The sequence below is a fragment of the Planococcus sp. CPCC 101016 genome (genome assembly GCF_007859295.1).
Lineage (GTDB): Bacteria > Bacillota > Bacilli > Bacillales_A > Planococcaceae > Planococcus.
Genome location: NZ_VOHB01000002.1, coordinates 1,635,253 through 1,660,882, shown reverse-complemented (window position 1 = coordinate 1,660,882; position 25,630 = coordinate 1,635,253). Strand labels below are relative to the sequence as shown.

31 protein-coding genes are annotated in these 25,630 nt (G+C 37.7%); 6 read left to right on the top strand and 25 right to left on the bottom strand.

Annotated features, from left to right (window positions below):
* Positions 1-688: 688 nt before the first annotated feature.
* Complete coding sequence (locus tag FQV26_RS07750) at positions 689-1,057, bottom strand: hypothetical protein (RefSeq protein ID WP_222433893.1); 369 nt, start codon at positions 1,055-1,057, stop codon at positions 689-691.
* Positions 1,058-1,235: 178 nt separating this feature from the next.
* Here FQV26_RS07750 and FQV26_RS07745 point away from each other — a divergent pair, with 178 nt between their 5' ends.
* A complete protein-coding gene (locus FQV26_RS07745) occupies positions 1,236-1,478 on the top strand; it encodes a hypothetical protein (protein WP_146556915.1) in 243 nt (80 codons plus the stop codon).
* A gap of 219 nt (positions 1,479-1,697) precedes the next feature.
* Positions 1,698-1,829 (top strand): hypothetical protein, encoded by a 132-nt coding sequence (locus FQV26_RS18990; RefSeq protein ID WP_261384279.1) that lies wholly within the window; start codon positions 1,698-1,700, stop codon positions 1,827-1,829.
* Positions 1,830-2,073: 244 nt separating this feature from the next.
* On the opposite strand, the gene FQV26_RS18985 is transcribed toward FQV26_RS18990, so the two are convergent.
* The 16 genes from FQV26_RS18985 to FQV26_RS07665 all read right to left on the bottom strand — a co-directional run bounded on the left by FQV26_RS18985 (position 2,074) and on the right by FQV26_RS07665 (position 14,972).
* Complete coding sequence (locus tag FQV26_RS18985) at positions 2,074-2,355, bottom strand: hypothetical protein (protein ID WP_261384278.1); 282 nt, start codon at positions 2,353-2,355, stop codon at positions 2,074-2,076.
* Between the two features lie 256 nt (positions 2,356-2,611).
* Positions 2,612-2,893: a hypothetical protein gene (locus tag FQV26_RS07735; protein ID WP_146556914.1), complete on the bottom strand. Its 282-nt coding sequence runs from the start codon at positions 2,891-2,893 to the stop codon at positions 2,612-2,614.
* A gap of 114 nt (positions 2,894-3,007) precedes the next feature.
* Complete coding sequence (locus FQV26_RS07730) at positions 3,008-3,865, bottom strand: GNAT family N-acetyltransferase (RefSeq protein ID WP_146556913.1); 858 nt, start codon at positions 3,863-3,865, stop codon at positions 3,008-3,010.
* Between the two features lie 604 nt (positions 3,866-4,469).
* Positions 4,470-5,423, bottom strand: a complete 954-nt coding sequence (locus FQV26_RS07720) for a sugar-binding transcriptional regulator (RefSeq protein WP_261384277.1) — start codon at positions 5,421-5,423, stop codon at positions 4,470-4,472.
* Between the two features lie 785 nt (positions 5,424-6,208).
* Positions 6,209-6,889, bottom strand: coding sequence for a transaldolase family protein (locus FQV26_RS07715; RefSeq protein WP_146556912.1), 681 nt, complete (start codon positions 6,887-6,889; stop codon positions 6,209-6,211).
* A 20-nt stretch (positions 6,890-6,909) separates the two neighbouring features.
* Complete coding sequence (locus tag FQV26_RS07710; RefSeq protein ID WP_146556911.1) at positions 6,910-7,707, bottom strand: SDR family oxidoreductase; 798 nt, start codon at positions 7,705-7,707, stop codon at positions 6,910-6,912.
* Positions 7,708-7,770: 63 nt separating this feature from the next.
* A complete protein-coding gene (locus FQV26_RS07705; protein ID WP_146556910.1) occupies positions 7,771-8,136 on the bottom strand; it encodes a PTS glucitol/sorbitol transporter subunit IIA in 366 nt (121 codons plus the stop codon).
* Between the two features lie 26 nt (positions 8,137-8,162).
* Complete coding sequence (gene srlE / locus FQV26_RS07700) at positions 8,163-9,182, bottom strand: PTS glucitol/sorbitol transporter subunit IIB (protein ID WP_146556909.1); 1,020 nt, start codon at positions 9,180-9,182, stop codon at positions 8,163-8,165.
* On the bottom strand, positions 9,183-9,743 hold the full coding sequence (srlA, locus tag FQV26_RS07695) for a PTS glucitol/sorbitol transporter subunit IIC (RefSeq protein ID WP_146556908.1): 561 nt from the start codon (positions 9,741-9,743) through the stop codon (positions 9,183-9,185). It abuts the gene before it with no gap.
* Positions 9,744-9,755: 12 nt separating this feature from the next.
* Complete coding sequence (locus tag FQV26_RS07690; protein WP_146556907.1) at positions 9,756-10,190, bottom strand: transcriptional regulator GutM; 435 nt, start codon at positions 10,188-10,190, stop codon at positions 9,756-9,758.
* A complete protein-coding gene (locus FQV26_RS07685) occupies positions 10,190-10,864 on the bottom strand; it encodes a sugar-binding transcriptional regulator (protein ID WP_261384276.1) in 675 nt (224 codons plus the stop codon). The genes FQV26_RS07690 and FQV26_RS07685 overlap by 1 nt, the downstream gene beginning before the upstream one ends.
* On the bottom strand, positions 10,865-11,167 hold the full coding sequence (locus FQV26_RS18980) for a helix-turn-helix domain-containing protein (RefSeq protein WP_261384275.1): 303 nt from the start codon (positions 11,165-11,167) through the stop codon (positions 10,865-10,867).
* 373 nt (positions 11,168-11,540) lie between these two features.
* The gene (locus FQV26_RS07680; protein ID WP_146556906.1) at positions 11,541-12,479 is read right to left on the bottom strand and encodes a DMT family transporter; all 939 of its coding nucleotides are present in this window, start codon (positions 12,477-12,479) and stop codon (positions 11,541-11,543) included.
* A 140-nt stretch (positions 12,480-12,619) separates the two neighbouring features.
* Positions 12,620-14,002: an aminotransferase-like domain-containing protein gene (locus FQV26_RS07675; RefSeq protein WP_146556905.1), complete on the bottom strand. Its 1,383-nt coding sequence runs from the start codon at positions 14,000-14,002 to the stop codon at positions 12,620-12,622.
* A 331-nt stretch (positions 14,003-14,333) separates the two neighbouring features.
* Positions 14,334-14,744, bottom strand: a complete 411-nt coding sequence (locus tag FQV26_RS07670) for a histidine kinase (protein ID WP_261384274.1) — start codon at positions 14,742-14,744, stop codon at positions 14,334-14,336.
* A gap of 15 nt (positions 14,745-14,759) precedes the next feature.
* Positions 14,760-14,972, bottom strand: coding sequence for a hypothetical protein (locus tag FQV26_RS07665; RefSeq protein ID WP_146556904.1), 213 nt, complete (start codon positions 14,970-14,972; stop codon positions 14,760-14,762).
* A gap of 644 nt (positions 14,973-15,616) precedes the next feature.
* Between FQV26_RS07665 and FQV26_RS07660 the strand changes: the two genes are divergently transcribed.
* Both FQV26_RS07660 and FQV26_RS07655 read left to right on the top strand, forming a co-directional pair.
* Entirely contained in the window at positions 15,617-15,859 is a 243-nt protein-coding gene (locus FQV26_RS07660) for a hypothetical protein (protein ID WP_146556903.1), read from the top strand.
* Between the two features lie 108 nt (positions 15,860-15,967).
* On the top strand, positions 15,968-16,201 hold the full coding sequence (locus FQV26_RS07655) for a hypothetical protein (RefSeq protein WP_146556902.1): 234 nt from the start codon (positions 15,968-15,970) through the stop codon (positions 16,199-16,201).
* 598 nt (positions 16,202-16,799) lie between these two features.
* Here the strand turns inward: FQV26_RS07655 and FQV26_RS07650 are convergent.
* Positions 16,800-17,405: a YkuS family protein gene (locus tag FQV26_RS07650; RefSeq protein ID WP_146556901.1), complete on the bottom strand. Its 606-nt coding sequence runs from the start codon at positions 17,403-17,405 to the stop codon at positions 16,800-16,802.
* A gap of 102 nt (positions 17,406-17,507) precedes the next feature.
* Positions 17,508-17,819: a hypothetical protein gene (locus tag FQV26_RS07645; protein ID WP_146556900.1), complete on the bottom strand. Its 312-nt coding sequence runs from the start codon at positions 17,817-17,819 to the stop codon at positions 17,508-17,510.
* 245 nt (positions 17,820-18,064) lie between these two features.
* On the opposite strand from FQV26_RS07645, the gene FQV26_RS07640 reads away from it, so the two are divergent.
* Both FQV26_RS07640 and FQV26_RS07635 read left to right on the top strand, forming a co-directional pair.
* Positions 18,065-18,499, top strand: a complete 435-nt coding sequence (locus FQV26_RS07640) for a YndM family protein (protein ID WP_146556899.1) — start codon at positions 18,065-18,067, stop codon at positions 18,497-18,499.
* A 247-nt stretch (positions 18,500-18,746) separates the two neighbouring features.
* Entirely contained in the window at positions 18,747-19,541 is a 795-nt protein-coding gene (locus FQV26_RS07635; protein WP_146556898.1) for a PAS domain S-box protein, read from the top strand.
* A 978-nt stretch (positions 19,542-20,519) separates the two neighbouring features.
* Here FQV26_RS07635 and FQV26_RS07630 read toward each other — a convergent pair.
* From FQV26_RS07630 to FQV26_RS07610, 6 genes are all read right to left on the bottom strand, one after another.
* Positions 20,520-21,851 (bottom strand): NtaA/DmoA family FMN-dependent monooxygenase, encoded by a 1,332-nt coding sequence (locus FQV26_RS07630; protein WP_146556897.1) that lies wholly within the window; start codon positions 21,849-21,851, stop codon positions 20,520-20,522.
* A gap of 41 nt (positions 21,852-21,892) precedes the next feature.
* Entirely contained in the window at positions 21,893-22,906 is a 1,014-nt protein-coding gene (locus FQV26_RS07625; RefSeq protein WP_146556896.1) for an MsnO8 family LLM class oxidoreductase, read from the bottom strand.
* Positions 22,907-23,111: 205 nt separating this feature from the next.
* Positions 23,112-23,636 (bottom strand): NADPH-dependent FMN reductase, encoded by a 525-nt coding sequence (gene ssuE, locus FQV26_RS07620; protein WP_146556895.1) that lies wholly within the window; start codon positions 23,634-23,636, stop codon positions 23,112-23,114.
* 95 nt (positions 23,637-23,731) lie between these two features.
* On the bottom strand, positions 23,732-24,280 hold the full coding sequence (locus FQV26_RS07615; RefSeq protein ID WP_146556894.1) for an NADPH-dependent FMN reductase: 549 nt from the start codon (positions 24,278-24,280) through the stop codon (positions 23,732-23,734).
* Between the two features lie 38 nt (positions 24,281-24,318).
* Positions 24,319-24,468: a hypothetical protein gene (locus FQV26_RS18730; RefSeq protein WP_186759658.1), complete on the bottom strand. Its 150-nt coding sequence runs from the start codon at positions 24,466-24,468 to the stop codon at positions 24,319-24,321.
* 24 nt (positions 24,469-24,492) lie between these two features.
* A complete protein-coding gene (locus tag FQV26_RS07610) occupies positions 24,493-25,620 on the bottom strand; it encodes an NtaA/DmoA family FMN-dependent monooxygenase (RefSeq protein WP_146556893.1) in 1,128 nt (375 codons plus the stop codon).
* Positions 25,621-25,630: the final 10 nt, after the last annotated feature.

The window sequence follows — 25,630 nt, the reverse complement described above, 5'->3', positions numbered from 1 at the left end:
TATTCGCCAGAAATACTGTTAATTAAGCTTTTTCAACAAATTTTAATTAAAAGTTATACGTATGTATAACTTTTACCATTTTAATAAAACAGGAGATATGTATGTATCAACCAGTAAAATGATCAGATTCTTCATCTACTAGAACACTAGTTAATGTGTAACTACTTCAAATATAATTGCTCTCCCTAAATCCTTATTTTTAGATTTATCCGAAAAAAAAAACGCACAAGAATGAACTTCTTGTACGCATTGCTTATTTAATAGTTAATAGATCTTAGGGCAGTGCCTGTTCCAGTTCACCACTTCTTGCACTTCCAAGTGGCGTTCCATATCCAGAACCTGTACCTGCAGCAGTGATGGCCTAAAGATATTTCTTATTAAGATTCCGTTATGCGAGAAGTGCCGTTTACCATTTTTATCTCTTTGCTCTGTTAAAGCTTAATGTTGATAATACTTATAAAAAATAAAACTGCCTAATTTAGGGAAGTTCTTGTTTAATAAATTTACTTGTTAAAATAGCACAATCATTAGTTGACTAAGATGATTTTATTTATTATGCAATTTGTTCTAGTCTACACTTTTGGCAAAGTGGATATTCGGATAGAAAAGAAGTCATTCTTTGCCTCATTTCTTCAAATGAACTGCCGTAAAAATACAAAGCTGTATTTTCTGGGCCTTCCCAATGGCTTTAAAAACACCCAGAACCATCGAGCCCTTTGTCAAATCTTTCAATCACACAATTTATATCACTGTTTTGATACACTTCTTCTGACAATTCTGTCCCGTTTAAATAAAGTGCTAAACCTTCAAGCGTTCCAACAGATTGTTCGAAACCATCCGCTCTCAGAAAAGAACCCCTTGGTACGCCAATTATATCGATAATTTGTAATAGTTTATTAACATTTTCTACATTATTGTCTTTAAGAAGTATTTCTATATCGGAAAACTCCATTTCACCTGTTGGCCGTAGCATGGTTCCACCACCGTCTGTGGTTCCACATTTACAAGACTCTAACACTTCTTGGAAAGGCTCCTCGGAAAGCTCACCACAATCCATAGGCAGTAACCGTGCATTAAGTTGCAATGTTAATGGAATTGTAAACAGATAACTAAGTAGAAAAAACTATATAGTTATCAAGCACTATACTTTTGTGTTATGCTTACCATCAATAAGCAGATGGATTCTTCCCGACTTTTCTTAGTCACTTTCCATAATAGGAAAGGAGATTCCGCATATGAAAAACAACGGCATTATGGTTTTTCTTGAAACGATGCATAGATACAATACGGTTAAAATCAACCAAGTCTTTACGGCCGAAGACGGCACCAGCCTGTCCATTCGTTGTTTAATCGGAACATACACATTCGAAATTACCAATTCCCAAACGCAAGAGGTTATTCAAAACGATTCAATTGAAGAAACAGCTAATTATATCGGGGAGTTTATCGCTTCTCATGATTTGACCCTAAACTCCTGAGTCTTCAGGAGTTTTTTTGATTAAAGACCCCTTGAAAAGGGTAAAATTTATATATCGACATCTCATAGCATATTGAGATGAAACCACTAAGTCACAAACAGAAAGAGCGCGATTAGGATGAAGTACGAACACATTAAGAATCTTTTGCAACTTTCGTGTGATTTCAACACTTCTTCCATCAGCCATTCTTTCACGGTTGGCGAGGGAGAGGTTCTACGGGTGAACTGTATAAAAGATACATTCATACTCGAAGTGATATCCAGTGCCACTCAACAGATCAACCATTATACGTCTGTCGATGAAGCAGCCAAGGCACTCTATGAAAAAATCCACGCGGATAAAGCCAACTGATGTCCTTGCAAAGCACCACGTTCTCGTAGATTACACTACGTGTCTTACTCTATTGCCGGTGCCTGCACACAAAAAGCCTTTCATTGCTAATAGGGCTTTTAAACGTAAGTTCCTCCACGATAAATGAGAATAATGAAGAGTAACGATATAGACCAGGCTAAGGGCAAAACCCCTTGTCTGGCTTTTTTAAATGTAACTTAATTAGTATAATGTTCCATCTAGTTTTTTCTTATCATAAGAAGCCTCATATTAACTCTTCAGGACTCCATACAGCTATTGCATTTCCTGGTACAGCAACAACTAACCATTCATTTGCTACATAGCCGTAACCGTCTCCAATTTGCCAGCATTCATAGTTTTCATCTTCTCCATTTACATATAACACTTTTCCGGATTCGAGCAATATACATAAATTTGGAGATTCGGACCCTAACCAAACGACTTTCACTTTTTCTCTTCTGTTTTCCAAAAACAGCTGAAACGATTCTTTATCGTCCAGTTCTTTCAAATTTTCTTTGGAAGCCATTTTCAATTGCTCCAGATTGGCAAATACGGCCACTTTTTTGTTTTCAATCAGAAGTCATATGATTCCCGGATCTTGGTCAGAATAATGAGCAAAATAGATGTAAATCATTCCTGGTCCTGAACCAAATCTAACTCCATCAATTTGACTTCCGATAAGCAGGCATTTTAATGCTTTCTCTGCAATTATTTATCTTCCCATTTCATGCTTTCATCGCCTTTATTTTCTTAGTTTTAAATGTAGCTTAGTTCATATTAAGTTACATCTCTATCCCTTTCATTTCTGCCTCTTCATCATGTGAATCGACAAAAACTTCAGGAAACAAAGAGATCATGTATCCAAAAGTCCATAAGAAGTCAGGACGGCTCCTGTATTTTCTCAGTCCAAAATCAGTTAATTCGCGCAGTAGGCTTCCGCATTCCTTGTAGTCCTTATCGGTTAAGTCGCCGTCTGGCAGGATTCCCCACTCCACTTGAATATACCAACAGAGCAAAATGAAAGCTAAATAAATCTGAGCAGAAAAGCGTTCGTAAAAGTACACTTAAACCACCACAAGAAGGAAGAAGCTAAATTTAATACTCCTCTCCTTCCTGTAATTTCTGAGATGTAACCTCTTTTATGAGTAATTATTTGGAAGTTGTGATTTGTGTTTTACTTAATTGAATTCACCCTCATGCTTCGCAGAGTTCAACAAAGGACTTTTCATAATTGCTTTGTTATATCCTAATTTAAAACCATTCCTCTCCATGTTTCTTGCTGAGGTGTTATTAGGTTTTGTAGTGACTGTCAAATACGTGCATCCTCTGGATTTTGCATATTTTATTCTTTCTTCAATCAGTAAATTCTGATATCCCATGCCTCTATGAGAATGGATCGTACTGGTGAGAAACAATTCTCCAAGCTGACCGTTCAGCATTAAAAAGCCACCTGCGACACTTTGGTCATTATCCTTTAATAAAAAAGCTTCGGTATCAGGGACATTAAAAAAACACCTTATCGATTCTATAGAATCTTCTGTTGCAGTATTATCTTCGGCAATACCTGATGCCACCGTTTTTGCCCATTCATACGCTTGATTTGTCGCTACTCTTATAATTGAAACTTCATCGCTCTTAAAACTGGTATCGGTTGGTGCCCACGCCTCTAAATCAAGTACCCAAACTGATAAAAAGTGATCAAGCGTATAGCCTTTTTCCTGAATTATTGTCAGAAATAGCGGATCACTATATGGAGTCACCTCAAAATGCACACGAGGACATGGCAATATATTCTTGTTAAGCACAAAGTTTTCTATAAGTTTAATGTCAGATGATGAAACTTCCTCTTTTAATCCAAAGCCTACACTAAAAAAGTATTTCTCCATGCTAAAAACATAACCTTTTCCATGCAGCGCCAAATAATCTCCAGTATATATGGGAGATATTTTTTTCCGATTAACAATATATTCTTTTGTTCCTTTTATTTTAATGTTTTCTATTTCTCTTGCTAAATCTATATTATTGAATAGTCTCATATTTAATTCCCCACCTACTTTTTTTGTATTGTATCACCTTAAGCTTAACTTGGATTTTAAAATAAAAGTATTTTTAGGAGGTTGGGAAATTTCGGGATACTTGGCGAACTAGTATCGAATTGTCGCGAGTGTCTTTTAAAGCTTTTTATATTGACGAGCGTTCGTAAAAGTACACTCTTACGAACAAAAAGAAAAAGAAGAGACCCTTATAGACCAGCCTCTTCTCTCCTGTTTAAATGTTTAGATTCGTTCGTTAAATAGGTATTTTACGAACATATAGAAATCAATTATTAAAAGAAGGCCCATACAATATGGCTTTGCCGCCGAAGAATTGCATGTCCTCCAATGGATTAAAAACAGCTGAAAGACATGCCTTTCTATGCCGTTAAGTATATCTGAAATGGCGGAAGTATTGTCCTCCTTCATAATCAGTTGGGGATAGTAACATCGAAACCACTTCTCTCTATGCAAATCTGTCTTATAAAGACAATGAGCAGATGTTGACCCATATGGAAGAAAATCGATTGAAGCAGTAAATACGGATACGCATTAGTGACTATGAAAAAGGACAAACAGCGCTTGAAAGCCATTTGTCCTTTTCCCACTAATTATTCATGCTTTTAATAATTTCAGCAGCAGTTTCTTCATCGGTAATCAAAACATTGATAAATTTTCCACGCATTGCTCCAATGATTGATTCTGCTTTATCTCTCGAATAAGCGACTCCAATGCTATAATTCAATTCCTTCAATTTTTCTAATTGAATAGAAATTGTACGTTCAGAAAGCTGAGATTCGATGAGTTCGCCATCTAAGGTATAAAAACGTGAACAAATATCACCGATTACATGATGGCTTTCCAGTAAATTCTGATCCGGCTCACCCAAGATTCCACTCCACACCATGTTAGAAGAACTTGTTTGTGAACCAATTCCGACAATCGCTACCGTCAGATTTTCCCATAGCTCTATAATCTTTTTCATGAAACTCGCTTCCAAAATTTCTCGTGTTGTTTCTTTTGATCTGTAAACTGCTGCCGCATCAATAAAATAAGATTTACCATTAAATATTTCCGCTAATTTGTAAACAATAGCGTTGACATGGTATTCAACGTTCATTTCCCCTGGTCCCCCTACAAGTGGAACACATTCAACATTTTTAGGAGTGATGTCCGTTAAACGAGAAACCATATTTCCTAAAGTAGTGCCCCATGCTAGACCGATTACATCTTTATCATGTACCACACGATTAAGAAGTTCAGAGCAAGCCTTTCCAATCAACCCTTCTATATCAACCCGTGTAAGGGCATTTTTAGAAGGAACAATGACAATTTCCTTCATACCGAAGTAGCTTCTTATTTTTTCTTCGATTTCAATCTGTTCATTCACCTTACTCTTTACTTCTATTTTTACAATGCCTTCGTTCTTGGCTTTCTTCAACATTCTTCCTATAGTAGTGCGATAGATACCTAATTCTTTTGAAATCTGCGCTTGTGTATAATCTTCCTCATAATAAAGTTTGGCAATTTTATATAGTAACCGTTCTTCTTCCCAAGTCAAGTTATCACTCCTTTGCACATATAAGCAGAATATGCACATATGTCGTGTAAGTGTTCTCATTTTATAGGGTGTATTGATAATTGTCAATTATTTGTCTGAAAATAAAAAATGCTTAAAAGAATATTAATAGTAGAATTGAATAGCTTCATACTTAAAAAAGTAAGTAAGTTATTAGATTTTCTATTAGAGTCAGATTACTTCAATTCATATATAATTCATTATGAAAAAATGGAGAGAAACCTAATGTTTAATCACTATTCTCTTTATAAATTACCATATGCAAATAAACAGCAGATTATTCCTTCCCTTTTATGTACTATGCTATCAGTAAAGGTTTCAGTAGCCTTCTAAAAGTATAACAACATTTCAAACTATGATAGCTGAAATTATAGCGCTAATCATAATTTTTCCGATAAAATCATTTCATCGTTTATTAATAAGAGAATGGTTTTTTTATCCTGATTGGAATGGTTTTTGGTGTAGTCCTGCCTCATTTCCTTATCGCAGCAATAATTATCATGATAAATTGCAGTTTTTTAATCCTCGCATTATTACTGCTCATAACAGCGGTTCTGTCATCCTGTTCTAGGCTGACATTCAAAAAAATATGGATAATTGGTTTCATCCTAGTATTTACCGACTCCTCTTTATCTCATTACTTAAAAGATTAAAAGAGAAAAATAAAAAATTATTGAGGTATAGATCAACCTCGCTATAATCATTGTGAAAGACTAAAAAAGGCAGGACAATTTGCGTACAATTGTCCTAACCTTGTTATAAAAGAGTTAACTATTTATTATAGTATTGGAGTTTTCTCCATAAGCATTTTGCCATTGCTTTTTAAATTCGGCGACATCTGTTGCAGTCGAAGGGAATTCTATCATTTTTTCAATTAAATCGGGAGAAACTGTTGCGGAGTCTGCTCCAGAGAGAAAGATGCCTTGAACTTGGTGTACGTTTTTAAAGCTCGCAGCTATAATTTCGCAGTTTAGTTTATTTGTTCGAAATAGATGATCAATTTCTGCCGTAACTGTGACCCCATTACCAGCCAAATTCTCTATTCGATTTACATAAGGTGCCACATAACTTGCTCCAGCGAGAGCAGCTATAATTGCTTGAAAAGGTGTATATATGGTAGTAGCCAATGTAGGAATCTTTTCTCTAGAAAGCAATTTAATGGCTTTGATCCCTTCATCTGTTACCGGAATTTTAATAATGGTTTTGCCAGGTATTTGTTCAGTAATAAAAAGCGCTTCTTTAACAATATCTTCTGCTTGACTACCGATTGCTTGTACAAATAAAGCTTTATCGTTACTAATAATTTTTCGAATTTCTTTTAGTAAGGGTAAATAAGGTCGTTTCTCATTTACTAGAATAGTGGGATTTGTTGTAACTCCTGCTATGGGAAAGTACTCAGTTAGTCGCTCAATGCTTTTTACATTTGCAGAATCAATATAGATTTTCACTACTCATTCCTCCTCTAATATCAGCGAGATTTCCCTCCCGAAATATTGATGGTTGTACCAGTTACATAGGTTGAGTAATTAGAAACTAGGTAATTTACTAAATCTGCTAGTTCCTCCAAACTACCTGGTCGCCCTAGTGGGATTGTACTTGCATAGTTGCCGTCTAGCTGTTCGACTGCCACATTTCTGGTATAAGCTAAGCTTTCATTGTAAGCGTCTGTTCGCAATCCTGTTTTTTCCATGATACCAGGTGCTACACCTACAACGCGGACCCCATATTTCCCAAGTTCTTTCGCCCAAGATCTCGTAAAGCCATTTAACGCGCCTTTTGTTGCGGAGTAGCAACTTTGTCCAGCCGAACCTTCTGCTCCTGATTCTGAAGACATATTGACGATTACGCCGCTTTTTTGTTTCACCATATGTTTAGCAACTGCTTGGGCACATAGAAACGGACCCTTCTGATTCACTGCTACCATAAAATCAAAATCTTTTTCACTTAATTCATATTCTGGTTTTTCGCCTCTGACATCAACTAAAAGACGTGGAAGGTTGACTCCTGCATTATTGACCAATCCGTCAATTTTTCCGTACATTTCTAATGTCGACTTCACTAAATTATCTACGCTATCTTTATTCGTTACGTTGCATTGGACTGTAAAGATTCCATTTTCTTGAAGCCCTGTTTCTACGTGCAAATCAGCAACAACTATACTAGCTCCGTTCTTCTGCAGTTGTTTGGCAATTTGCTCTCCAATACCTGAATTTCCGCCAGTGATGATAATTACTTTTCCATCTAATTGAATTCCTGCTTTCGTCATCGTCCACACTCCATTCCGCCTCTTTCTTTAAGAGGCCATTCCATTTTGAGTTAACGCCTCTAATTACCGTTCAATCTTTATAACGTCTCCTACTTCAATTTGGCTAATTTCTTTATTTTCTAGCGCTAGAGTTCCAGGAAGATCAACTTCTTCCGAACCATTAAAATCAAATGTAATATGTCCCAATGCTTTTAAGTTTTTATTAACTGCCTCTCCCACACCAATAATGCGATATGAATCATTGCCGATAAAAAGAGTGTCTCCCACTTCAATGTTTTCCATTAAATCGTTTTCTGAATGAAGAATGCAATATTCAGCAAGAGTTTCAGGAGCGTTATCTTTAAATGTGATGAGCATTCCTTGTTCCAAAAATTCATTTACAGATTCTCCAAGTTTTGTTACCACTGTTTTATAAATTGTTTGTGCCATATTTTTCTCCGCCTTTTTATTTTTTTTTAAGAATCATACATTCCAAAACTAGCAAGCCAAGCAATAAATACGGTTGGTGCACCAGTTAAAAATCTGCCATAAAGTACAGCAGGTACTCCAACTTCTACAGTTTCAGGCTCAGCTTCGGCCAGCCCAAGTCCTACAGGAACAAAATCTGCTGCTGCTTGTGCGTTTATCGCAAATAATGCCGGCAATGCATATTGAGGGGGAATATTTCCACGCCCAATTTCTACACCAATCAATGTGCCGATAACCTGTGCAATTACTGCTCCAGGTCCCAAGAACGGGGATAACAATGGAAATGATACAATAGCAGCCAAGCCAATCAAGCCCCAGATGCTGCCGCCTAAAGGCGATAAGAAGTTGGCGATAAGGTCGCCGATTCCTGAACCTAAGATGACACCAATCAACATAGCTACAAAAGCCATAAATGGCAAAATCGTTTTTAGAACCGTATCAATGGCATCTCGTCCCGCTTGATAAAAGACGCTGACCACACCGCCCATAAGCTGGCCGACTTTTGACATGATATTTCCTTGTGATTGTTGCGTGATTTTTTTCGATGTATCGTATTTTCTCGCTGGCCCTGTTTCCTCCAGCTCTTCGGTTGCACGTTCTACATTTGTTTCCTCTGTGCTAGCTTGGTCACTACCAGCAGCCACTGAAATGTTGTCTGGTTTTACTGCAGATACATAAATATCTTCGGTGATAAATTTTGCCATCGGTCCACTTTGGCCAGTTGCCATTATATTGATTGTTGGAATTCGTTTTTTCGGATAAAGCCCTGCTCTTAATGTTCCGCCGCAGTCAATGATCACACAAGCGATTTCCTCTTCAGGCACACCAGTTCTGAAGCCATCCACTAGTTCTCCACCGCTAACTTCTGCTACTTTTTCAGCAACTGAAGACATGGTTCCGCCAGTGATATTGACGATTTTATTCTTTTTTTCGTTCACAGTCACATGCAGTGGCCCGCCAAATCCGCCACTTCCCGCTTTTACAACAATCGATTTGTATTCACTCATTTAAGCCGCTTCCTTTCCATCAACCAATTCTTTTGAAAGTTTAAGACCTTGCTGTTTCTCAACGTAAGTTACACATAGATCCGTGACCCATCCTCGAAGCATATTCGTAACCAATCCAACCAACAAATACCGAATAGCAAGATCTCCAGTTGAAAGTCCTAGTTGCGTAATACCTGCAGCAATTCCCAGGAAGACAAATAGTTCAGCTGGGTTGACGTGCGGGAAGAGTCCATTCATTGAATGAGTTGAGTAGCTTGCAGAAGCATAATAACCCGGCTTGTATCGTTCTGGTAAAAAGCGGCCCAGAGACAACGTCATTGGATTAAGTAAAAAGAAAGTGCCTACAAAAGGCAACACCAGATAACGCAAGAATATATTTTTGGATGAAGCCTTCGCCAAGTTATTGATCCGGTCTTCCCCAATCAAGCGAATGGCAGCGTTCATCGCAACAAGCAACACAATAAGTAGTGGGATAATACCGGTAACAAATCCCATGAATATTTCTCCGCCTTGTTCAAAAAGGCCAATAAATCCTTCAGCTAACCTTACTAAAAAGTCCATATTTAAAACCTCCTATTTTTTAGTTACACTTGCGATTAATCCTCCGATAGGGCTTCGTGATGGAGGAATTTCTTCTCCTTTGGCAACCTTCTTATAAATATCTACTGCTTCATCAAATGCTTTTTGCGTAAATCGATCCATTTTGTTATAAACTACAGGATCGATGTGTAGCAGATTCTGATTTTCAAGCAAAGGCAAGCTTTTAAATTTAGCGAAAATGGTAAGCCCTTGCATTTTTCGCGCATCGGTTATTTTTTTATCTTTGTCTAAAGACATTAAAAGCACAACGCCTGTGCGTACAATCCCTTTTGAGCGACCAATTGAAACCGGTCCTCGTGCACGCATTACTGAGTAATTCCGATTGAAATCCTTTAATTGATATGTCCCAAACAAAGTTTGCAATACCCAAGCCGCCATGATAGCCGCCATAATTAATAAAATCCCCATCACTGTCTCCCACTTTCTATTTCTGGAGTGTCCATGGCTTCAACAATTTCTAAAGCAGTTTTTTCATCCGTTACCAGTACATTGATAAACTTGCCTTTCATTGCACCTATAATCGAATCAACTTTATCTTTTGAGTAAGCTACACCGATAGAATAGTTTAAGTTTTTTAGTTTCTCTATTTCGATGGATACTGTTCTCTCGGAAAGGTCCGATTCGATCAATTCACCAGATAAGGTATAAAAACGCGAACAAATATCTCCGACTACTTTATGCTCTTCCAGTAAGTTGCGGTCCGACTCCCCCAAAATACCACTCCATACCATGTTCGAAGAACTTGTCTGGGAGCCTATTCCAACGATAGCAATCGTCAGGTTCTGCCATAATTCTAAAATCTTCTTCATGAAGCTGGCATTTAGAATTTCTTGTGTTGTTTCACTCGATCTATACACAGCTACAGCATCAATAAAATAGGATTTACCGGCAAAAATTTCTGTTAACTTATAGACAATGGCATTGACGTGAAACTCCACATTCATTTCTCCCGGTCCCCCGACAAGAGGAACACATTCTACATTTTTGGGGGTAATGTCTGATAATCGAGAAACCATGTTTCCTAAAGTGGTTCCCCAAGCTAACCCAATCACATCTTTATCTTTAACGACTCGGTTCAGCAATTAGGAACAGGCTTTTCCAATCAATTGTTCCACTTCAAAGTGAGTAGCTGTTTTTTTAGAAGGAACAATAACAACTTCTTTCATGCCAAAGTACTTCCTTATTTTTTCTTCCATGTCTATTTGTTCGTTAACTTTACTTTTTACTTCTATTTTTACAATCCCTTCTTTTTTGGCTTTCTTCAGCATTCTACCCACAGTGGTGCGGTAAATTCCGAGTTCTTTCGAAATCTCAGCTTGCGTAAAATCTTGTTCATAATACAGCTGAGCAATCTTAAATAATAACCTCTCCTCTTCCCACTCCACTTTATCACTCCTTTTGCACATATGAGCAGGTATCGCTCATATGTTGTGTAAGTGTTTTCATTGTAGCTACCTAAATTGTAATTGTCAACTACTTATCTGAAAATTTAAAACCGTCTAATGTCTGAAAACCTAATTTCTATCCTTGTAGAGAGTTTGTTTATTAATTTTGCAGTATGGCTAAAGTAGCTTTTCGCGAAATTACGTATTGCTAAAAATTTTGATGTAAATGCGGCTCTACTAAGTTTCAATGATTATCCCTTTTTGTTGAAAATGCATAAAAACGCCTATTCGTATAGAATGGCGTTTTTCGTTGCAATATATTGAGGGAGTACTTGTTAGTTTTCTAAAGGAAGGACTTTTTCAATAATCGTAGTTACCCTACACTCTTTTCTGTATGATGAATCCGTCTTCGTCTATTCACCCATACTCGTTCAATATAGCCTGTACCAAATAGAACACCAGATACAATAAATACAAATCCGATTAATTGAGGTATTGTAATGGTTTCACTTAAAAAAAGAGCAGAAAACACAAGGCCAAAAAATGGAACAAAATTATTGAATATGGCCGTTTGCCCTGCCCCGATTTTCTCTATGGCTGCATTAAAAACTATATATCCAACTCCCGTTGCCACAACTCCAGATACGATAAATAAGAAATAAGTAAAAGGAGAAGCTGATGTCATCTGCGGGAGTCCTTCAGGCTCGGTGATCAAACTAATAATCAACAAACCAATCGAGCCGACGAGGTACATGATGGTGGTGATCTGTTTGGAATCCATCGTAGCTGTCGCCTTTTTCACGAAAATAAAACTTATGGCTTGGACCAAGACGGCAATAAACAAAAGCAATTCCCCTTGAGAGAGCTGCATCCCGCTGAATGAACCGCCCTGAATAAAAAAGACGCCGATCAGTGCAAGTAGAAAACCGATGATTCGGATTTTCGTTAACTGTTCTCCTAGAAAAAGGACCGCAAGTATGGCGGTTGTCAATGGTACTAAGGCAAGGATTAAGGAAGCGTTCGAAGCATCGATCATGGTTAACCCGACGGCTATAAGCAGATGATGGAGGACGACTCCAAACAACATCCCAAACAATGTATAGATCCATTCTCTCTTTGATAAACGGCGAAATGATTTCCCGAGCACTATGATGATCAGTGCTGTAACCCCCGCCATCATAATCCGGAATGCCGTCATGGTTTGAGGCGGCAAATCTTCCACCAATACTTTAATGATGACCATGTTAAGTCCCCAAATAGCAGTGACTAAAAATACGGAACCGTAAGTTAGTAATAATTGTCTCTGATTCACAAGTGGTCCTCCATTCCTTCTTTTTCTATGAAGAGTATTTTATCCTTCGACTAAGTTTCTATTAGCGTAGCACGCACAAAAAAGCCACACAATAATATAATTGTGTGGCATACAATATTGTATATAAATAAATCGTGTTTTTACACATTCAGTAATTTTTTTAAGATTACGAGAGCCCTCTCCAATTCCGCTCTCGTTTCGGGCGTGCAAATGGCTAAACGTACAGTATTTGCCGGAGCAATATTTCCTACTGCAAAACGACCGCCACTATAAACTTGTACCCCTTGGACTGCAGCAAGCTTCTCAAATTGGTCGCCTGTATATGAACCCGGCAAATGTAACCATCGAAAAATCCCGGTAGCTTTGCCTAGACAGTTCCCCTTACCTAGATAATGGTCCACTAATTGATTGCGGGCTTTCGTTTCCTCTTTATGGAGAGCAACCACCTGTTCGAACTGCTTCGACACAATGGCCCGTGCTGCCAACTCTGCAAACAGCGGAGACACGGAGATGTTTAAGTTATAGAGAGCTTTCCGGACCGGATCCAGGAATTTTAAAGGAACCGCCACGTAAGCAAGCCGGAGCCCCGGCGCCAGTGATTTTGATAAACTAACAACATAGATTGTCTGCTCAGGAGCATATGACGCTAGGGCCGGCAGTACTTCGTCCTGAAGCAGATGAAACATTCCATTTTCGATAATAAATAAATCATGCTGTATCGCAATCTCTGCAATCGCTTTGCGGGTCTCGACACTCATTGTATATGTCAATGGATTCTGGTAATCCGGAATCAGGTATAACCCTTTGATGTTTTCATTTTTGCATGCATATAAAAGAGCTTCCGGACTCATTTCATCTCCTTCCGACCGAATCGGAACAAGCTGGATGCCCAGCATTGCGGCAGCTGTCTTTAATCCCGGATAAGTATGGTGATCGACTCCGATTCGATCGCCATGCTGGCAAAGTCCCGCAAGGGTTGCGGTAATGGCGTTTTGTCCGCCATTTGCCATTAAAATATGTTCCTTTTTCGTTTTGACACTTGCAAACTCCATCAGTTTGACGCCTGCATCTTTTTGCCAAACCGTATCGCCAGGCCGGCTGTAGTCAAACCATCTGGCATAATCCGACTCCTGCAACATTTCTTGCAGCAACTCGAATAATGGACTATAGGATACCCGGTCCGTTAACATGGCGCCCATTTCAATCAAATGTTTCGGTTTTTCTTCCGCAAGCAAATAGGCATTGGAAACAGCATCATAGGAAACATACGTGCCGCTACCGACCGTTGCACTGATGAGTCCTTTTAACTCAGCTACTTTAAATGCTTTCGATATTGTGCTTAAGTTCACTTCTAAATAATCCGCTAACTCGCGTTGCGGTGGCAGTTTTGTGCCAGGCAGCAAACGACCTTCTTTAATGTCATCTTCCAGCTGCTTCGCCAATGCCTGATAAATAGGCCGTTCTTTTCGGCTCACTGTCGGTTTCCACGACATTGGATAATTTTCAAATGAGTTTATTGGCATAGTCCCCATCCTTTTCATACAATTATACGATTGTATGGCGACGACTTCAAATGCAAAAGTTCTTTCTGAAGATTTTTCAAAATCAAAGAACCATTCGTAAAAGTACACTTCTGCGAACAAAAAAGATAAGGTACTTCAAATGAAGTGCCTTCTTTCGATAAATATTCATATATAAACTATCTATAAATCCTATAGAATAGTCTATTGATTGAATCATTTTTTCTAGCAAATTGGGTTTCACTTGATTTTCTCATGAAGTCAATGGGATCGGCATTTTGAATGTAACTTACTTTACAATAAGTTACATTCAAATCCAATGGAATTAACTTGGTTACTCATCTTCAGTGTCTAATAAATAACCAAAAAATTCTTCATGTAATGCTGTTTGTCCCGAAAGTGATTCGTTTGTGTCACGTTCTGTTAGATCAATTAGCACGTTCTCCGCTAACTCGTCGCCACCGTCAATCATCACCAGAACAGAGTGCATGACCCCTTTAATAACCTCATCGACCACTTTTTGATAAGCTTCTCGTTCTGCTTGACTTGTTATTTTAGTGCGAAGTACTTTGTATTCTTCTTCTACTTGCGACCATATCATGTCTTGGTCTTCGTTTAAGCCATCGTTTGCAGTCTCAACCCAATAATCTTTTATTTCCTTTAATTGCTTAAATAACAACTCTTGTTTATCGATAACGGATCCTCCTCCAGCTTCTAACCTTTTTGAATGCAACTTAATTACCAATAAGTTACATTCAATTTAGTTAAGTTCACTTTTGATTGCTTCCAATTTGTCATTCAATCTAACTAACTGATTGATGATAACAATAAGTAACACCCCTAAGACAATTGCAAATGCATAGAGCACTACTTCATCACTATCACTCACCGTAAAAATTAAAAGAACCAAAATCGCATAAAATCCGAGAATAGATAATAAAACAGTAATCAAGCCGTTTAGAATATATTTCATATAAATTCACCTCTTCCTATGCTTTCAACGTATCCGAATGTAACTTATCTGCACTTATGTTACATTCACTTTCAATAGAACGACTACCGGTAGTCTAATGAAATTTATATTTATTCAACTACCGGTAGTTAAATTATATCCAGAATTATGATCGAATAGCTTTTAGAACCACAAGTGGTTTTCGTGTGAGGCATGGCATTTCAAACCACTTGTGGTTTGAAACCATCTGTAACTATTACACAATTACTGTGAACTGCTTCAAAAATCCGATCGACTCCTCTAGGAATTCAAAATTAAGTAGGGTTAAAAAAGCGTTTTGGAATTACTTAACGAGTTGCATTCGTTCTTTTTTTTGAGGCATTATTAAAGCTATAGGTAGCTGCTTATACTTTCTTGCTGACTCCCTGAAGCCGTTGTAATAGGACATGCAACGGAATAGGAGAAATAGACCAACAGAAAACGCTGCAAACCCGCTAAATACGTGCCTTTAGCCGGGTTTTTGTTTAGTGGTTGAAGAAATCCTTAAGAGTGAAGAGTCCTCTATTTAGGTGGTTTCACTCTTGTGTGTTATAATTTATAACAATTAATGGATTATTCCCGACTTTTCTTAGTCATTTTCCAACATTGGAAAGGAAATTCCGCATATGAAATATAATAGCGTCATGGTTTATCTTAAGACGATGTATGAATACAATACGGTGAAGATTAACCAGGTCTTTACTGCAAAAGACGGAACAAGTTTATCCGTTCGTTGTCTGCCGGGTACATATACGTTTGAAATTGACCATTTAGCTACTCAAGAGGTCATTCAAAACGATTCGCTGGAAAAAACAGCTGAGTACATCATAGATTATATTGCTTCTCGTGAGATGAGCACAGACTCCTGATTTTTCAGGAGTTTTTTTTGATTAGAATTTCTAATAGAGGGTAAAATCAACTAACCCGAATGTATGTTTTGGAGACTAAAACGACTAAGTCAGAAACCGGAAGAATGAATGAGTATGCAGCTAGAAACCATCAAAAACCTGTTACAGATTTCCCTTACCTTCAACACATCTTTTATCACGCATTCCTTTGCTATCGGCGAGGAAGATGGCTTGCATGTTAAATGCTTACGGGATCCGTTCGTGCTGGAAATAACCTGCAGCAAAACGCAGCAGCGAGAGTACTACGTCTCTGTTGATCAAGCAGCTGAAGTCATTTATGAACGCATTTACGCAAATAACTAAATGCTTTTTCATTACAAAAACGTCCGCTGCCTCTGAAAAAGTGCTGCGGACGTTTTTGTTGCAGGTTTTTTTAGAGGATAATGAGTGTAATAAAACGGCCCATCTTTCTTAGAAAAGGCTAAGGGATTCTGTCTCCGTGGCTTGTTCCAATGTGCTATATACTCTGGATGTCTTTAAAGTTCAGCCTCCATAGAATCAATCGCTATGCACTTGCTATCTGTATAAAGTCTGGCATTTTTATGGGTTCGTTTGAATTGAATACCTTCCTGTTCAAGCAAAGCCGAATACTTTCGCAATGTAGATGGTTGGATATTAATTTTGCACTTACTTCGCTTGGAGTCATTATCAACAATCACCACCTCTTTTGGTTTCATGTTATAAGAGTTTGATTATACTTGCATATTCTTTTTTTAATAAAGTATTTCTAAAGAAAAAACCAAAGAAAAATTAGTAAGTAATGGTCAAATATGTCCCACAAAAAAAGAACGTCCGCAATATGTCAAAAAGACTTTGCGAATATTCTTTTTATTATCTTTTAGCCATTTTGAAATGTTTGGAAACGTGTACTCTATGTTAGTCGGCGTCATTTAAAAATGATTCAGGACTGCTGATTCTTTTCGTTCTCTTGCTTTTCTGATTTTTCCTGTTCTTTGGATCCATCTTTTTCATTCTGTTCTTTTGTAGCAGTAATTTTTTCTTTCACTTGATCTGTCACCTTTGTTGTTTGTTCTTTTGCTTGTGTTACTACATCCGTTACTTTTTCTTTAATCTGGTTTATTTGGGTGTTTTTATTTTCGTCTGAAGTGCCACTTGATACTTTTTCTTTCAACACATGCTGCATTTCTTTCCCACTTTTCGGAGTAAAGATAAGTGCTGCCGCTGCACCAATCAAAGCCCCAGTTACAACACCCTTTTTAAAGCTGCCACCTGAACTGCTTTTAGCGGCATCTGCAGTACCAGGAATTTTTCCGACGCGTTGAAGGCGCTCTTCCACTTCTTCGACGATTTCATTGACACTGCGCCCTCTGGTTTCAACTAAGGAGCCCTCTATTTGAGAACCAGCAAATACATTCTGGTTTTGAACGACCACAGCATCATAACCAATTGCATCCGTTGCCTGCTTTATCATATCTGCCTGATATCCTTTTTTCTTAAATGCACTGCGTACATCTGTAAATGGGTGTTCCACTGCAATTTTGACCATACCCTATCACTCCTATTTCTTTTTTGTCTGTAAGTTTAATTAATTCCTCTTCCATCCTTTTCCTAAACTTCTATTCTAATGAAAAACGAAGTATTCCATCTATTAACGGAACCAGTACGGATTCCGTGCAAAGTGAGCGTATACAGCTTCAGCGATTTTTTGTATGGTTTCTGTTGTCGTTCCTAATTCATTAATGTTGATGGGTAAGATGTGTGCGGATGATTCTTTAGCAGGAGGATGCTCGATCAGTAACACTTCATCACGCGTTAGGGTCTTTTTCTTCACTGAGAGAAGATATACCGAATAAAGACTGGTTTCCTTAATCTTTTTCTTAACGCTGTATGTTTGATTGAATCCGTTTAATTTCAGGGCATGTAAAACTTTATGTTCATTCTCTCCAAATACCGGCAGCATGGTTGGTTATCTCTCCCCTCTTTTTAAAAGAAATGCCCTTTTTTTCTTGAATTTAATCCTTCTTTTCCATAAACAGTCTTTTTTAAAAAACTAAACGGAATTCACTTAATCAATGAATCGGTACATAGGGAGTTTTTCAAAGAGAGGAGGTCTTTACAAGAATATTTTTAAAAAAATGATTAGGTTAAAAAAGTCTTGGGTATATGTAATTTGTACCCAAAAATTATACAAAGGAGGAACACGTCTTGAATCATGTAAAAGCTCTTATTATCAAATTTGTTATGATTGCCGTTGTCCTTTTAGTTATCCTGACAGGGATTTACGATGTGGAGTTCAACGATACGCTATTAATTAGCTTGGTTTTAACATTAGTGGCTTATGTATTAGGCGATCTCCTGATTTTCCGGAAAACCGGAGACCGTTCAAACCATAATGGCGCAAACGATCATCACTCCGATCACACAAAGCGCAATGCCATTGCGACAGTAGCCGATATTGTAACGTCCTTCTTGGTGATTTGGCTGATGGGCGAAGCCTTATTTGCGGACACTGAGGACCTTATGCAAGCCGCTATCATCTCTGCATTGGTGATTGGCGCAGGTGAATGGTTCTACCACAAGTACCTGGATCGCAATGTATTCCCAGAAAAACACAGTTCTACAAGAAACACGACTCGTTAAGTCAAAAAGGTCTTATAAAAGGCCTTTTTTGCATTATTTTTAGATAAATCAATGCAAGCTCTGTTAACTTCTTACTCAAATCGAACTTCCCGTTTTGCAAAAAATCTAAGACTCACGCTTGCTGTTTAGTCACTTGTAAAATGTCGAAGGAAACTGCATCAAGTGCTCAGAAGGTTATATGGTATAATTCTCACTGCTCAGAATATTAGACATTTGGCATAAACTTTCAACAAAGGAGTAAGATGTAATGAAAAGCAAAGCGCCAGACGAAGCTATCCAATCGGCTATGGAACATGAAAAAATCTACAGTCAACTTGTCGAACAATCTAGTGAAATAATTATTATCCATCAGAATCATCGGGTGCTGTATATTAACGAATCGGGTTCAGAAGCGTTAAAAGGAACCAAAAAAGAAATTATAGGTGCTAGTGTTCTGGGTATCATTAAAGAAGAGTATAAAGAAGCCATTAAACAGCGAATTCAAAAAGTCATGTCTGAAAATAAACCAGCCCAGTTGATTGAGCAGACGATGCTAAGACTGGACGGGACACCAATTGATGTTGAGGTAAATTGCACGCCCTTGATTTATGGGAACCAGCGAGCCATTCAATCCGTGCTCCGGGATATAACTCCACGAAAAGAAGCAGAAAGAAAAAATCTAGAACTTATAAAAGAAATCAATTCAATTTCTGCTCCGATTGTACCGATTTTTGAAGGCGTTTCAATTCTTCCGTTGGTAGGTTCAATTGATTCAAGCAGAGCCAAACAATTGGCAGAAGAAATTCCAACGAAAGTCCACAACCTTAATATTGATTCTTTAATCATCGATTTTTCAGGAACTTACAATATAGATAGTGTAGTAATCGCATATCTCCTTCAAATCAGTGAAGCAATAAGTCTCATGGGAATCCATCCAATTTTGACGGGCTTAAGACCAGATCTTGCCCGAAAAGTGCTGGAAACGGGAGTAGATTTATCGACTTTCGATACTATGGCTACTGTTCAACAGGCTGTGAGTTATTTAGCGATCAAAAACAAGTAAATATCCTATGAATTACTTGACCGCCAAGAGATCAAAAAAGTCCTGGCGGTTTTTTAATGGAATTTTTCAAAATGAAAAGATGAGAACACGGGGGAATTACGTACAGCACTTAACTCGTGCATACTTTGTTAAACGATAACCAGGCAGTAAGCAATTCCCTAACTGGTTATTGTTCATTTCATGAAATGATTAACAAAATTCACATATCATGAATTGCTAAGAGGAAAAAAGAAACGGAACCAAGAGTATTTTCTTTCTCTTTTTTTAGTTCAATCATGAATATCAAATACGAGTCTCCATTTATACACAGTAGTTTTTTTATAAATAACAACGCCATTTTGGTATTTCTGCAGGGACTCAAATTGAACAGTTTAAATTCATGGAACCAGCAAAAACAGAGAAAAGAGCATAAGTCTTTTGTAAAAGTAAGTGAATAAGTTTACATATCGCCGGTTATCAGAAGTTAGATACTAAAAAAACTTAGTAAAGGGGGAGTTTTCTTTGGATTTCAACCAATTAAATTCTGGTATATTAATCCTACTCATGGGAGTTTGTTGTCTAGTCTTCGGAGTAGTTTATATGAGAAAAAAAAGATTTCTGGATACAGATGATTTCAAAGGATTTAAACATACACTGTTCCTTCCACCAATCGTAAATTTCTGGCTGCTAAAATTGTTTTTGATTATAAGCGGTTCGCTTTTTGTATTCGTCGGTATCTATTTAATAGCAGTTGGTTTATTTTGAATAAAATTTCTGAGGTAGACTATCAGAAACAGCAGTAATTCTAATAGCAAACTAGGAGGAACACTATAAAGTTAAACGACTTTCTAAATAAATTTAACTTAAAAAAGAACATAGATTGAAATTGCAGTTCCGTATTTATTATTCTTATTTTTTTACAAATTATAAATTATAAATTATAAGAGCCATTAAAAAGAAGCACAGGCCATTATCAGCCTGTGCTCTATATGACTTCTATTAAGATAATCGTTTATCTACACCATATTGATAGGGCACACCAAGATTTTCTCTTAATGTCTCTCCATCATAATCTTCATGGAATACACCACGTTCCTGTAAAATAGGGACCACTTCTTCTACAAAACGTTTAAAGTCGGTTTCATAAGCATCTGGTAGTATCCAAAAGCCATCTGCTGCGCCACTTTCAAACATTTCAGTTAGGTAATCCGCAGTTTTTTTTGCATCACCTAATGTTGCAGGATGGTAATCAATTACAGAATGATAAATGATATCGCGTAATGTCCAACCTTCACGCGCCACCTTTAAAACATTCTCAGCACGAGGATCAGAGTAACGGTCGATTTTTACCTTGTCTAAAAGTTCTGGTGCGATCGGGCGTTCTAAATCTTCAGGAGTTAAGCTGATTCCTAATATCATTCCGATATGAAATGCACGTTGTTGTACTATATTTTCATCCATAAAACTTGCGTGACGATCTATTGCTTCACGTTTAGAATTTGCAACAACCGGCATGAGTCCTGCGATAAATTTAATCTCATCTGGATTTCGACCCGCGTCTATCGCAGCCTGGCGTAGTGCATTTCTTGTAGCAATACCTTGTTCTTTCGTCCACACTTCACCAATCATTGCACTCGCATAGCGTCCTGCAAACGCAATACTATTTGGAGATCCACCAGAGTGAAAGATGACCGGTTGTCCTTGTGGTGAAGGTGGAATTGGCAAGGCTCCATTTGCCTGTATATGTTTACCAGATATATGAACAGGTTTTACTTGGCTATAATCCGCAAATACACCGGTTTCTTTATCAGCTTTTAGAGCATCTTTTCCCCATGTTGCCCATAAGTGCTGCACAGTTTCTACGAACTCATAATGACTTTCATAACGTGATCTACTATCCATTAGTTTTACACCAAAGTTTTCTGCTACCTTTGGACTTGATCCCGTAACAGCATTCCAAGCAATACGTCCACCACTCATTAAATCTATCCCTTTAAATTGACGTGCTAAAGTAAAAGGATAATTCCACTGAGTATGTACAGTTGACGCCACACCAATGTGTTTTGTTTGTTGTAATATTGCAGTGGCAGTAATGATAGGTTCAATCGTCATCGATGGCACCTCCCTGTTATCATCGGGTATTGCTCCAGGGAAATCACCTACAAATATAAATTGAAATTTACCTTTTTCAGCAAGTTGAGCATAGCGAATATCTGCATTAATATCTGGATAAGTAGTCACATTGACACCCTCACTTTTCCAAGCTTTAGCATTTGCACCGAATGCCCCTGTAAATCCTAAACCAAGCAACATTTGTTTTTTTTCAGACATAAATAAATCCCCCTAGTTTATTTTCATATGGTATCTACTTTCTAGAGCCATTCTGCTTTCATTAATTCAGCCAATAACGTATGTCCTTTTAGTCGCGTACGCTGATCCGGATAAAAATCCGCCACCATAATTTCGTCAATGCGTGCTGCACGTTCAAGTTCTTGGATTTGTGCCTTAACTTGCTCGGGATTCCCTACAATAAAGCGTCCTTTATTTTGTTCACGAATGGCTAGTTCATGCGAAGTAAATTTATAGTTAGCAGCTTCTGCTACCGTTAACAATTGCAGTTCCTCTGCATTAGCACCCTTATACATTTTCATCCAGCTAATTTCAGCGGGTAATGCCGCTAGCTTTGCCTCTTCCTCCGTGTCTGCCACGAAAATAAATTTCGATAAAATGCTATACGGCTTTTCTTTATGACCTTGCGCTTCAAAGCGCTGTTTATAGAGGTTTAATAATTGTACGTCTTGATTAGGGTTTAATTGGCCTGCAAAAGCGAATTTTAAACCGAATTCTGCCGCTAAGCTTAAGCCACCAGCGGATGAACCTAACATAAACATATTCGGCTTATACGGTCCACCAGGAATTTTTAACGTTTGCAACGGATGACCTTCTGGGAAGGATTTCGTTAAATGATAGATGATCTCTTGAATCTGATCAGCTGTATCCACCTCAATCATTTTCTCTCTGGTCATTTGGAGTGCAATTTTTGCTAAAAAGTCTGTACCAGATGCACGTCCCATTCCCAAATCCACACGACCCGGAAACGCTGCTTCTAACATCGCAAAGTTTTCCGCCACTTTATAAGGACTATAATTAGGCAGCATAATGCCGCCTGCCCCGATGTTCATATTTTTCGTTAATGTACCTGCGAGCATCATTAATAAATCGGGTGCCATGCTAAAAATGGTCGTTGCATTGTGATGTTCTGTAAACCAGTAGCGTTTATAGTCCAAAGAATCAGCTAATGCCACTGTTTCTTTTGTATTTTCCAGTGCTTGTTGCGGAGTTTCTCCCTTAAAAATATGCACGTAATCAAGTATTGAATAATTCATATTGGCATCTCCTGTTTACCTGTCTTTAGTTAATTTAATAACTGGGCTATTCTTTTAATTTTTTCTACCTAATGATTCGGTATATAAAGTAAATCTGAATTTACTCTTCATCTAGCTGCCTGATAAAGGCCTTTAAAATACTAAGTTTTTGTAATAGAGGGGTGACAAGCTCATTGAAATCTTCATTTCTCTTATTAAAACCGAATTATTTAGCTAACTCCATAAAGTAATACAGTTGTTTTTTCGTCCGTTTTAACGTGTCCACATCATTTATTGGAATTTCGCTCTGTTTATCAATTTGTGCGTCTATGAAGTATAGACCTTTTAAATTGTGTGCTTTTAATGAGGCCAAGACTGGTTTTAATGTGTAGTCTAGTGCCAGAAGATGTGTAGAACTGCCACCAGTCATTAAAGGAAGCACCGGTTTGTGTTCCAATACATCTTGTGGAAGTACGTCAATTAATGTTTTCAGTACCCCTGAATAGGCATCTTTATAGACTGGCGACCCAATGATGACACCTTTCGCATTTTGGATTAAAATAGCGATATCCCGAATTTCAGGACTATCATATGCCCCATCGAATAATACATCTTTGGAAACATCCTTTACTGAAATATGTTTTATTGAAAATCCTTCCAACTCCAAAATTGTCCCCAAATAGTCAAGAACCTTCTTCGTTTTTGAGGTATCAGAAGGACTTCCAGAAATAATAATAATAATATCACTCATAATTTTTCTATCCTTTCATTTCAGCAATTTAGTATTTCTCTAAATATCTAAATACCTGGTTTTTCTTCTATATTAATTTATCTAAAAAACCGATCTTAAAAAGACCCTTTTTTATTAATTTCTTCAAGCAATTTCGATATTAATAGCTTTAGTGAAGAATTAACCTCATCCTTTATAAATTCCCCGTCTTCGTTCAATCTATTGTTTTCACCTGAAATTAATAAGGCGCCGCCATCGAACACATTCGCATTTACCATAGATAAATTAAGTTGCAAGGCTTGATGAGCATTTTCCCCATCACATGAAGCTGTAATAACCGCTACTGGTTTCGCATAAAGCTCGGCAGACGACACCAACCATTCTAAAGCGTTTTTTAAGACTCCTGGTACCCCCTTTATATATTCGGGTGTACAGATAATGACTCCGTCTGCTCTAGAAAGCAATTCTCTATATACTTCCACCTCTGCTGGAGCGTTATCATTATCTAATTCACGATTAAAATGCGGAAGTTTTTCAATGCCATCGTATATTTCATAATTAACATTGCTGGGTACGAATTTATTCAGGCTATTGAGTGCTTTTAGAGTTGAAGATTTTTTTCGACTACTTCCTGATATGGCGATAATATTAATTTTTGTTTCCATAAGAATCTCTCCTTCAATAAACGTTATTTAAAATCACTTCAGAATTGTTTGAAAATCGAAGCTTGTAGCTTCGTTTCTTCGGTTACTGTGAAACCGTTTGTTTTTGAATCCAAACATGAAACCACCTTCTTTGCACTCATTCCTGGGTGTTCTTCTATACAAGCGAGGATGATTTCTTCTAGTTCCACTAGTCACACCTCTCTTCAATTTATTCAGATAGAATATCTATTTTGGGGATAAGGCAATTCTAAATTTCCTCGTAACGTATTTGATTCATATTCTGTACGGAAAATGCCTCTATCCTGTAAAATTGGAACGACTAAATCAGCGAAATCTTCTAAAGCTGTTGGATGCTCTTGTTGAACCAACAACATATCCATGAAACCTGCTTCATACCATTCCTGAATTTGATCGGCGACTTTCTCGGCCGAACCGAAAAATAAAGGTTTTTGAATTCGATACTGAGGGATTAGATTTTCCATTTCCCGGAATTTTTCTTCGGCTTCTTTTTCAGTTCTGCCAACAAGCACTTGCTGTGAAACCGCAACAATAAAGTCCTCAGGAGATCGTCCTTCTAATGCTACCTTTTTTTTAATTTTTGTCACAATTTCTTTTAAATGATCAACTGATTGAGCAAAGGTAAAGACTCCATCCGTATACTTCGCAGCATTATTCATAAAATTATCAGACATACCCGCCGTGAAGAGTACCGGTCTGCCTTGAATCGAACGACTGAGATTCAATGGACCATCTACCGAGAAATAATTCCCTCTATAGTTTATAGGATGCATTTTTTGTGGATTTAAATAGATTCCATTTGCTTTATCTCGTATAAAAGCATCATCTTCATATGAATCCCATAAACCTAAGAGAATCTCCATAAATTCTTTTTGCATCGGGTACTGATCTGCTTTTGTTAGGTGCCCTCTGCTATAGTTCACCATTCCACCGGGATTAGAAGTAATCGCATTTAGGGAAGCCCGGCCTTTGCTGATTTTGTCGAGGGATAATATCTGTCTCGCAGCAGAAAATGGATCTCCGTACGACGCAGCAATGGTTGCTGAAAGGCCAATATTCTTAGTAACCATACTGAGCGCTGACATGATGCTGACCCCTTCAAACATGCTCAAGTAATGTGGTATGTTTCCCGGCCCAACATGGCTGACATCGATTAAAAACAAAGTATCGAATTTCGCCTTTTCTGCAATTTTTGCTTGTTTTACATAGTAATCGATATTTTCACTCGCATCAGCAGGCATGTCAGGGTGTCGCCACCCCATATGGTTGTAGCCAACACCTTCAATAATAGCGCCTATTTTTAACTTTTTTCTATTATCCATTCCTTTACCT